The organism is Arachidicoccus sp., assembly GCF_050436765.1.
Classification (GTDB): Bacteria; Bacteroidota; Bacteroidia; order Chitinophagales; family Chitinophagaceae; genus Arachidicoccus.
This window is the reverse complement of sequence record NZ_JBNQGD010000067.1, coordinates 1-10733: the sequence shown is the minus strand read 5'-3', so window position 1 is coordinate 10733 and position 10733 is coordinate 1. Positions and strand designations below refer to the sequence as shown.

Genomic DNA, 10733 nt, shown 5'->3' with positions numbered 1-10733 from the left:
TTTGATCGAAAAAAGCATTGGGAGCAAATCTATCTGACTAAAGAAGCTAATGAACACAGTTGGTTTCAGGCCAGGCCCGAAACTTCTTTAAGTTTTCTGCGGCAAAATAATGTACCGACAAATGCAAAAATCATTGACATCGGTGCGGGGGATAGTTACCTGGTGGACGAATTGTTAGCCTTAGGCTATGAGGATATTACCGCTTTGGATATCTCAGAAGCCGCCATCACGCGAGTGAAAAAGAGACTTGCAGACGACGCCAAAAAAGTAAAATGGATAGTGGCGGATATCACTTCTTTTAAACCAACCGAACAATACGACTTTTGGCACGACAGGGCGACTTTTCACTTCTTGACCGGCGAAAAAGAAATTAGCGCTTATATAGAAATAGCCAACCAAAGTATTCACCAAAATGGCTTTTTAGTAATGGGCACATTTTCTGAACAAGGTCCTCAAAAATGTAGTGGCATTGCTATCAAACAATATTCAGCAGATACCCTTAGTGAAAAATGGAATAAATATTTTAAGAAGATAAACTGCGTCAGTCTAAATCATCTAACACCATTTGGGACCCTACAACATTTCACCTTTTGTGGCTTTAGAAAATTATAATAACGGGGAGAGTGGATAAGATTTTGAGCCTCCTTAAAGTGTCGCATCCGACTACCGGGCAAAAGCGAAGAAAAGGCACTATTTAAACGCTATTCTTAAAATATTTTTAGAAGAAGGTAATATCTTAAACCGATCATCAATACGCAGACCCACAATCCAAACAATTTTCTTATCTGATTCAAGTACCCAGATATGTTCCTTTTGAGAAAGAGAAAGCTTTTGATCAATGAAAAAACGAGATAATTTCTTTTTCTTTTTCATCCCTAAAGGGTAAAAATAATCACCCGTTTTCCATTTCCTCAATAACAGCGGGAACTTAACAGTATCGGCGTCAAGCATAGCAATACCGGAATCTTTGTCGATGGACAGATTCTTTTCCAGAAAAGAAAATTGAATACGACCATCTTCAAAATGAATATTTTTATCCTCTTTATTTATCAGCACTTGTTGGGACAATGCTTCTGCCAATGGCGTAATGACCAAATGATTTCTATTTTTAAAAATCCGATGTGTCCCGGAATCGATATGCGCACCCGAAGTAGCCTCCAGCAATTTTATAATTTCCGGAATTTGCGCCTGCGAAAAAGAAAAACTTTTTGCTATTTCCCAAAGCAAAGTTTGCTGAGCAGGTATTTTTTTTAGCAATAAAACAGGTATTAAAAACTCCTTTCCTTTTTGCTGCAACAATTTTTTCTTACTGCGATCAACTGCTTGTTTGTACAAGATCTCCGCTTCCTTGAAACGGTCAATATTATTCAATAAATTATCTTCTACCCGAGGAAAATATTGCTGAACAGCAGGTAAAAAGTTCAATCTGAAAAAGTTACGTGTATATAGCTCCGATTGATTGGAACTATCTTCCACCCAATTCAAATGATGCGCTTTGGCATAAGCAACAATCTCTTCTCTCTTAGCAAATAACAAGGGGCGAATAATATCTTTGTTGCGTGAAGGAATGCCGTGTAAACCACCAATACCGGTACCACGAAAGAAATTCATCAGCAAAGTTTCTATTGTGTCATTTGCGTGATGAGCGGTTACAATAAATTTGTTTTGAATAAATTCCTCTTTTGCCTGTACATCGCCGCCGGGAAGTGGAAAAATATCTTCCTTATGCAACAACTCTACGAACCAATTGTAGCGAAGATTACGGGCTGTTTCCTCAATAGAGGTTTTCCCTATTTCCGCCATTTTCTCTGTCTCAAAATGCTGGATAAAAATTTCTTTCTGATATATCTCGGCAATAGTTTTTACAAAAATTTCATCCCGGTTGCTCTCCTCTCCTCTTAAATGAAAATTGCAATGCGCAATGACAAAATTAAATCCCAGCCGCGCAAATAAATCAACCAATACAACACTATCTACACCCCCACTTACAGCCAGCAGCAATTTAGTATGTTTTTTTGAAACATACGGAAAGTCCTGCTGTAATTGGGTTTGGAAAGATGATATCAGGTTCATTTACTAGATCATTTTAAATAAGAGCGGTCAATTGTGCCAATCCTTCCGTCACTCATCCATCTTATTAATCTTCTTCTTTCAACATTAAAAAAGCCTTGATAAATTCGTGGATATCGCCATTGAGCACAGCCTCCGGATTAAAGGTTTGGTAGTTGGTACGATGATCTTTTACACGTCTGTCATCCAAAACATAACTGCGAATCTGACTTCCCCACTCAATCTTTTTCTTACTCTTATTTTCTTCGTCTTTTATCGCGTTCCGCTTTTGCAATTCCAAGTCATACAAGCGGCTTTTAAGCATTTTCATGGCGATTTCTCTGTTGCCTAACTGACTTCTATCTTGTTGGCAAACGACTACAATGCCAGTAGGAATATGTGTAAGCTGTACCTTAGTTTCTACCTTATTTACGTTTTGTCCGCCCGCACCCCCACTTCTGGAAGTTTCCATTTTTACATCTGCAGGATTGATTTCAATCTCTATTGTGTCATCAATAAGCGGATAAACATTCACGCTGGTGAAAGAAGTATGTCTTCGTCCATTACTGTCAAAGGGGGATACGCGCACCAGACGATGCACACCGCTCTCCGCCTTCAGAAAACCAAATGCAAAACTACCATCAAATTGCAATGTCGCCGATTTAATACCGGCTCCCTCTCCTTCTTGGTAATCTAATTCAGTAACTTTCCAGCCCTGCTTTTCACCGTACATTCTATACATGCGCAGTAGCATTTCCGCCCAGTCTTGACTTTCCGTACCACCTGCGCCAGGTGTGATTTGCATCACCGCAGGCATTTCGTCTTCCGGCTGATTGAGCGTACTTTTAAATTCCGCTTCATCTAACTTTTCAACGGCTGAATTATAGGCAGCCAGCGTTTCCTCCTCCGTAGCATCGCCGGCTTTCCAGAACTCAAATAATATGGCAAAATCTTCTACACCGGACGAAACGTCTTCATATAGTTTTAGCCAATATTCATTAGCCTGGATATCTTTCATTATTTGAGTAGCACGCTCATTATTGTCCCAAAAACCCGCAGATACGGAGTGTTTTCGGTTTTCTTCTACTTTAGCTTGTCGATTATCGACGTCAAAGAAACCTCCTCAAGACAAGTACGCGGTCTCTTATATCTTTTAATTGTTCTATTGTCATAGCTGCGAAGATAATGGATGATTTGATGATTAAGATACTTTGCGAAACAAAAAATCCCGGTTGCAAAAAAGCGTCCAAGATTTTTTATTCTAAAGTGTTTAGGAAAAAGATGTATCGTTTGAATACTAAGCTTTTACAAAGATTATCAAAAGTCGGGTAAGGATTTGGTAACGGTGCTTATTGCTTAGCTTTTCAACATTTTTCCTGTATTTCTCGCTCGCATACCCAATTCATTAGTCGATTTACTTTTTCCTGTTTGATCGTATGTTACGTGTCCTAAATTTGGCATTGGCTATTTCTTTTTCTTGTCTATTAATTTTCTCATTTCCTTATCAAAATCGGAAACATAATTTTGGTCTTGAATCACACGGAATTTATCATACTCACTTTCGGCTTTTAGCTTTGCTTCCAACATTGATATTTTGCCATTGTCTTTTAAAATTGGATAATCTGCCAATTCCAAAAATTGAACTAAAAGGTTATCCCAATCCTTCATATTCATTACCTGTCTGTTTCTTGCTCTATTTTCTGCTAAGTCTAAATAAGAAGTGACTATCCTTTCTAAAGCTTTTCTACGTTCAAATAATTTCTTGCAATTGTTACATCACTTTTTAAAATCTTGCCATCAGGGGTTTGTTTCCAAGTTTTTAAAGTAACGTTTTAGCAACCTTACTTTCGCCGAATCTCACTCTTTATCGATTTTTCTTTCTGTCAAAAAAGAAACTAAAAACGGCTGTAAAGCTTTAATTTACAACCGTTTTACCTGATTTTAGCCTTGAATGTACATTCATAGAGGACTTAATTTACCAAAGTGAACTACCAAACAACTAAAGATTGTTCGGCTTAGTACTTCACTGCAACTCGCTTACTACTCCGAAGAATTTGAAGTCTTACAGTTACTCCATACGTGTACTTGCAAGTCCCTTACAAGGTTTTTAAGTCTTATACTGACAAAAAAAAATACACTTTTTTTTAATGTCTAAATATTTTGTGCCGTAAAACCCATCCACGCCAGCGATGAATGGGTTTTACGGCACATTGTATAAAAACATCTTTATGGGAAAATACCGAGTTCATCATAGGAAGTACCCACTTTATCGATGGCAACAATATAAGCCGCAGTTCGCATATCCGGAATGTCAGGATGAGAATTCCAAACTTCCATTATTTCACGTGTAGCGCTTATCATTGTTTCTTCTAATCCACTGTAAACCAAGTCTATTTCATCAGCTCCGTGTTCAATAAAAGTACGCTCCGTTGAATTCACTTTTTTGCCGGTAAGGTCCTCTATCTGCCCAAGGATTTGTTTATTCATGTTTTCGGTAAAGCGTTTTTCCATTCGGCCGTAACGCACGTGGCTAAGGTTCTTGAGCCATTCAAAATAAGAAACCGTTACACCACCTGCATTCAAATACATATCCGGAATAATGACTACACCTTTTGCATTTAAAATAACATCTGCATCAGGCGTTACCGGACCATTTGCCGCTTCCCCTATTATTTTTGCTTTTATACGAGCCGCATTTTCTCCATTAATAACACTTTCTAAAGCGGCGGGAATCAATATATCGCAATCTGCTTCCAAAGCATCACTGCTTTTTGCAAAATTGGTGGCCCCGGGAAAATTAAGAATCGAACCGGTCGCTTTTCTATGTTTAGCAACCTCTTCTTCATTCAGGCCATCCTCGTTATAAATAGCACCTTCAAATTCAGCCATGCCAATCACTTTGGCGCCATAAGCCCGAAAGAATTTAGCTGTGTGGAAACCTACATTACCCAAGCCTTGCACAATGACACGCTTTCCTTCTATGCCTAAGGCAAGGCCTATTTTGTCCATTAACTTGTGGGTGTTGCAAACTTCGCGTACACCATAAAAGACACCTAGGCCTGTGGCCTCCGTACGACCACGAACACCTCCCTGTGAAACCGGTTTACCCGTTACACACCCCATAGCATCGATCATTCCGGGATTCATAGACATATAGGTATCCAATATCCACGACATTTCGCGTGCACCCGTCCCGTAGTCGGGAGCCGGAACATCGATACCGGGTCCTATAAAATTTTTCTTAATTAATTCCGAAGTGTAGCGGCGCGTAATTTTTTGTAGCTCAAACTCGCTATAGTTTTTAGGATTGATTTTAATACCCCCTTTGCCGCCCGCAAAAGGCACATTGACAATAGCACATTTATAAGTCATCAACGCGGCAAGTGCCATCACCTCGTCTTGGTTCACATTCTCGCTAAACCGGATACCACCTTTACAAGGCGCCTTGTGGTGAGAATGTTGTACGCGGTAGGCCTCTATTACTTCCAATGAGCCATCATCGCGTTTGAGTGGGAATCTCATTCTGAGTACCGAATTAGCGGCCTTAATTTGTTCTAACAAACCTTGCGGCCATTTGGTAAACTTACTTGCTTTATCGAAACTTCTATTTACGTTTTCAAAGAAACTAATTTGCTCTGACATTTTTAGATATTTATAGTTATTATTGGGTTATCACTTTGTATTATGAAGTTACACATTCTTAAATTAAAAATTCAAGATACGGTTTCTAAGGAACCCTTGTTCGTATAATTACGAACGTTTGTTTATTTTTTGACATTTTTATACGAGATTATAAGTTACTAATGATGTAGTAAATGTAGGGGTAGCAGGATTATTTTTTCTCCCCTTTTTCCAGGCGAGAAAGCTTACGGTCGATGTTGAATAAATAAAAAAACAATCCGATAATAATAACCAGTACCACGGCTACTACTACATATATCTTACCGTTACTTTCCATAAAGTCTTTAGGAGCAGTATTGATTACTGTATTATCTTGAGCAAAGATAAAAGTACCCAACAAACACAAAGTAATTAACAAAGAAAGCTTTTTAAAAATATTCATTGAAGAAAGGATTTGTCGTAATTTTTATCAAATAAAATTCTGTTTTTCCGATTTTTTTTCTGCCAGTAGCTTGTAGCGTACACGCAATGTCGCGATCCAAATACTCAAAAGCGTCCAACCGACAAAAGCAGGATACATTACGATCTTAAGACTTGCAGATGTGTCATCGGGATTGAGGCCGGGATTGCCTTGACTCCCTAGTCCGCCAGGATGCAGACTTTCTGTAAGTCTTGGCATAATCCATAAAGTTGGAAAAAGCATGCAGAAAGCAAAAATATTATATACGGCACCGATCTTTGCACGTTTATCGATGTCGTTCATTGATCCACGTAAAACAAAATAAGCACAATAAATAAGTATAGCCATCGCTGTACCGTTTTGTTTTGGATCTCCACTCCAAGCCGCGCCCCATTGGTATTTAGCCCATATCATTCCAGTAAGTAATCCCAGAATACTAAAGTATAGACCCGTACGGGCAAATTCTAAAGAATAAATATCATCAATGGGATCTTGTGTACGGAGATATTTGATAGCATAAAAAACAGAAACGCTCAATAATACCATCATGGCAATCCACATAGGCACATGGAAAAACAAATTGCGAATAGACTGTTGCAGACGGTCGTCTAATAGTGGTATTTTTACCAGAAAACCAACTGACCCAACGTATAATAAAATAAGAAAGGCCAAAACTTTCCACCAACTTTTTCGCATCATTCTATAAATCTGTTTGATTGAATGGATGCAAAATTAATAAAAGAAACATTGCAAACACTCGTTAGTTTATAATTTTTTTCATAAAATACAGTAAAGTCCACCCAATAAGATACATGGCAGGTTAATTTATTACGTTTAAAATTGGAAACTAAGATTTCATTGCAATTACCCATACTAAAAAAGTAACCGAATACCACTATGTTCCATACTTATGCTAACAAGGCTTACACCGCCATTTTGCACTAATTCTATGGACATTAGTAGGTTGTCACTTCCATTGCTTTTATTTCACCGCCATTCACTGTTTGACAAAGCCCAATAGCGATAAAATTCTTTTTGCCGTTTCCAATATTCAACCAGCATTCCGGTAAATAATATTCCCGTTGGGGGCCTATCTCCCAGTGACGACCAAGATTATGCCCGTTCAAATAAATATACCCATTGCCGGAAGCATTCATCAATAAACGCCATAATGCTTTTTGGTTACCGATGGGTGTTGGAATTTTAAATTCAGCTCTGTACCAAGTCATAAGTGCATTATGCGGACTTTTGGGTTGAATGCCGTTCCCTTTTCTCGATATATTCATAATCGTGTCAAGCTGAATCTTTGCCCAACCTTTGTTATTGCCGCGCTGATTCATCCATTTATTCTCCACTCCCGAAACGTCCGTGCTTACCTGCCAATTAAGCTTTTTTTGTATTTCACTTGAGTTATCACTGAATCCGGCCAATTTAATTCCGCAGAGTTCCTCCATTGGGACATAACCATGTTCATGACCTATATTTTCATACAAAACAATAATTTCATTTTTCCCTTTCTTCAAAAATCCAGTAACATCAAAAGCATTATCAAAATCGTTATCTTTTATTGGTGTAAAAGACATGCTATAATTGCGCGTGGCCTCCGCAGCATATTGCTCCGTTGGCGACAATCTTGGCAGGATCTTCCCATTTATCTGTACATCGATAATATCCCTGGAATAGGTATTAAACAATAGCCGGGTGAACTTTTTTATTTCATTTGTCCCCAAAGAAATGACGAAGCGATATAAAACATATCTGCAATCATTTACCCCCATCTCAGGTAAGGATTTTGTATTCGTCTTCCATTTGACCTTAAAATCTTCATTTCGTTTTTGAACGGTGGAAAAACGGATACAAACCGAGTCAACGTTATTTATTGGTTGTTCAATTTTATCACCAAACCACCATTTGCCATCTGTAGCACTTTTATTAGATGGAATCACCAATACCTTTGATCCCAATCCACTTAACTGATAAGAAAGCTGAATTGGCTTAAATAAATAGGCATCACTATTCAATGCACCCATTTTGACAAGTACCTTTTGTCCGTTCTGATCAATATTATAAATTGAATCGCCTGCTGAAGATGGAGTACCGCTTGTCAAGATGATGTTTCCAGAAATGTCGTGCTCGGGGTCTGTGTTGTGCAAAAAAACAAACTTCGTCCCATCTGACGCAACTCTTACTCCACCATATAAAGATTTTGCGCCGTTGATTATTTTGCAGGGCCCACCTTTGGCATGTATTAGCTTTGCTTCATAATGCCGGATGAAAGAGCCTATGTTTTTAGCAACCTCGTATTTCTTACTAAGGCTCCCGTTTTCATGAATAGGTGCGTTGTAGTCGTAAGTCGTCGTTTGTCCTCTTGCACCCCAACCAGCGAAATTGGTTCCACCAACAAACATATAGGTATTTAATCCCGTCGCACCACCCAAAATGGACATTAATGTAATTGCCTGATAATGGCGGTAATCAGAATAGTTATCTTCGCTTAGACGACCATTCGTCGTGGAAAACCAACCACCTTGTAGTTCAGTAACAAAGGCCGGAGCATTCGGTTGTTGTATTTTTAAGTCTGCTATTCGTTGTGCACATCCTGGCGCTTCTCTCAAGCCGACATACAGATTTTCCGCATCAAAAACATTTTTAAGCTCGTTGTCTTTGCTGCCTCTGCATTCCCTGGTCAGACAAGTAAATACGGGAATATCTATTCCGTCATTTTTTACAGTTTCATAAAATGTTTTTAAAGCTGCTACTTTATTCTTTGCTTCCTGGGCATCATACTCATTCTCTATCTGCTCCATTATAACGCCTTTACTGCCAATGGGTCTGCTGGTAATTTGATAAGGAACCAAAACCTTATCTACTGCATTAAACCAATGTTTACTCCATTGCAGATAAATGGAATCATCTCCTCTTAACCAAAATTCATCAGGATACTTAGCAGGTTTATATTTTGCCAACCAGCGTGGATATCCGCCTCCGGCCCATTCGGCACAAATAAAGGGCCCAGGACGAACAATCACATATAGGCCAAACTCATCCGAAGCCATTTTCAGGAAATCTTTTAAGTCCGTAAAATTAAATTGAGATTGGTCTTGCAAACTTTTAGGCATATTCAATTCATGTATATTCCATGGAATATAAGTTTCCACCGTATTGAATCCTGCCGCTTTAATTTTTGCAAAACGATCTCGCCATAATGGTTTGGGTACTCGGAAATAATGAAAAGCTGCACTGTATATAAAAACATCCTTACCATCTATGTTCATACAATCTCCATCATAACTAATGCGCTTCGTCGGCATTGGTTTTGTATAACCTTCCTTATCAGGAATGTAGCGCTTCTTCTGCGCGAAGGAACTGATAGCAACCCCGCAAAATAGCAATAACAAAAAGTACAGTAAAATTTGCTTCTTCATCTTCATAAAATATGTAAAAATCTTTAGTAGGGCTGCCCCTTAAATCGCCCTTTAGATTATTTTTAATTTAGGCTGGAAAGTAACTCGTCTTTCCCACTCAAAAAAATAAAAAGAAGCTTTATCCAAAAATCACCAAACGGATTTAATTTTCAATTGCTGCTCGATGCCTTTAAAGCTTGTTATTATAGCCTATAAAATAATTTTATAAAAAATCTTACATCATTTTATTTTAAGATGATGATTAATCAGAAAATAAGCTTTCAGCCGTCTCTTTAAAGAAATGAAAGGTATATAACCTAATGAATACAACAAAAATGATTACCACCTAATATCTGTTAATGTCGATGGGATATCAGCACAAAACTTATAAAGAATACACCCTTAAAAAGATTGATCAACTTTATAATGGGGGAAATTTTCTCCCATTAAAACAGATTTTTTTTGAACCTGAAGTTTACCATCTTTTACCCACACTTCTCCTCTGACAGATAGCTCATAAGCAAGTGCGTCATAAAGACTCTTGTAAACAGCACTTACGGATGCTGTAGCCACTATATTATTCAGTTCGTATGGATCTTGCTGTAAATCGAAAAGCTGTTCGGCACCAGTTAATGTAAAAAAAATATATTTATATCGTTTGTCCCTGATGGCAATCCAAGCATTGTCCGGTTCGTACGCCAAACTATGTTCAGAACATAAAGTCGTTCTCCATTCAGCGGTTCCGTTCAATATTTTCAAAATGCTTTCTCCGTCAATTTTGGATGGAATTGTAAAATTACATACATCTGCAAATGTGGGAAATATATCTCTTAATTCTACCAATTCATTTCTCGTTTGCCCCCTTTTGTAGTTAAAGTTACCGAATTTTGAAGGCCACCGCACAACTAAAGGTATATTCGCAGAAGGCTGATAAGGCCTACATTTCCGCCACATATGTTGATCCCCTAACATCTCCCCATGATCGGAACAAAAAAGAATAAACGTATTTTCATATTGTCCCGTCTTTTTCAATTCTGCTATCACCCTCCCTATCTGTTCATCTACAAAAGAAATCGACCCTGCATAAGCAGCTCTGGAGGCCTTTATTTCAATATCAGGAAAAATGGCAGAAGATGCCTCAGGCATCTCTTGAGTTTGACAGCAAATTGAAAAAAAACCTCTGAAACGCTGATTATACG

General features: G+C 38.2%; 8 protein-coding genes and 1 pseudogene. 1 reads left to right on the top strand and 8 read right to left on the bottom strand.

Features of this window, described 5'->3' with window-relative positions; all coding sequences use genetic code 11:
- The coding region (locus ACQR30_RS03035; RefSeq protein ID WP_429731073.1) for a class I SAM-dependent methyltransferase at positions 1-612 on the top strand (612 nt) is incomplete at its 5' end.
- A gap of 78 nt (positions 613-690) precedes the next feature.
- Here ACQR30_RS03035 and tilS read toward each other — a convergent pair.
- The 8 genes and pseudogenes from tilS to ACQR30_RS02995 form a co-directional block, all read right to left on the bottom strand.
- Positions 691-2073 carry a tRNA lysidine(34) synthetase TilS gene (tilS, locus tag ACQR30_RS03030; RefSeq protein ID WP_429731070.1) on the bottom strand — a complete coding sequence of 461 codons (1383 nt, stop codon included), beginning with the start codon at positions 2071-2073 and terminating at the stop codon, positions 691-693.
- Positions 2074-2137: 64 nt separating this feature from the next.
- Positions 2138-3221, bottom strand: a protein-coding gene (prfB, locus tag ACQR30_RS03025; RefSeq protein ID WP_429731067.1) for a peptide chain release factor 2 whose coding sequence is annotated in 2 segments (ribosomal slippage) — positions 2138-3160 and positions 3162-3221 — 1083 coding nt in all. Because the reading frame shifts where the segments join, the coding sequence is not laid out codon by codon here.
- A gap of 292 nt (positions 3222-3513) precedes the next feature.
- Positions 3514-3780, bottom strand: a pseudogene (gene rhuM, locus ACQR30_RS03020) (RhuM family protein); the annotation flags it as partial.
- A gap of 495 nt (positions 3781-4275) precedes the next feature.
- Entirely contained in the window at positions 4276-5691 is a 1416-nt protein-coding gene (locus tag ACQR30_RS03015; protein ID WP_429731064.1) for a Glu/Leu/Phe/Val family dehydrogenase, read from the bottom strand.
- Positions 5692-5881: 190 nt separating this feature from the next.
- Positions 5882-6112, bottom strand: a complete 231-nt coding sequence (locus ACQR30_RS03010; protein WP_429731061.1) for a CcmD family protein — start codon at positions 6110-6112, stop codon at positions 5882-5884.
- A 27-nt stretch (positions 6113-6139) separates the two neighbouring features.
- On the bottom strand, positions 6140-6829 hold the full coding sequence (gene ccsA, locus ACQR30_RS03005) for a cytochrome c biogenesis protein CcsA (protein ID WP_429731058.1): 690 nt from the start codon (positions 6827-6829) through the stop codon (positions 6140-6142).
- A 257-nt stretch (positions 6830-7086) separates the two neighbouring features.
- The gene (locus ACQR30_RS03000) at positions 7087-9555 is read right to left on the bottom strand and encodes a beta-galactosidase (protein WP_429731055.1); all 2469 of its coding nucleotides are present in this window, start codon (positions 9553-9555) and stop codon (positions 7087-7089) included.
- A gap of 381 nt (positions 9556-9936) precedes the next feature.
- Positions 9937-10733: sulfatase/phosphatase domain-containing protein (locus ACQR30_RS02995; RefSeq protein ID WP_429731052.1), on the bottom strand; the 797-nt coding region annotated here is incomplete at its 5' end.

Coding starts and splice junctions, on each gene's coding strand:
- tilS (WP_429731070.1), bottom strand. CDS start 2,073: ATGAACCTGATATCATCTTTCCAAACCCAATTACAGCAGGACTTTCCG.
- ACQR30_RS03015 (WP_429731064.1), bottom strand. CDS start 5,691: ATGTCAGAGCAAATTAGTTTCTTTGAAAACGTAAATAGAAGTTTCGAT.
- ACQR30_RS03010 (WP_429731061.1), bottom strand. CDS start 6,112: ATGAATATTTTTAAAAAGCTTTCTTTGTTAATTACTTTGTGTTTGTTG.
- ccsA (WP_429731058.1), bottom strand. CDS start 6,829: ATGATGCGAAAAAGTTGGTGGAAAGTTTTGGCCTTTCTTATTTTATTA.
- ACQR30_RS03000 (WP_429731055.1), bottom strand. CDS start 9,555: ATGAAGAAGCAAATTTTACTGTACTTTTTGTTATTGCTATTTTGCGGG.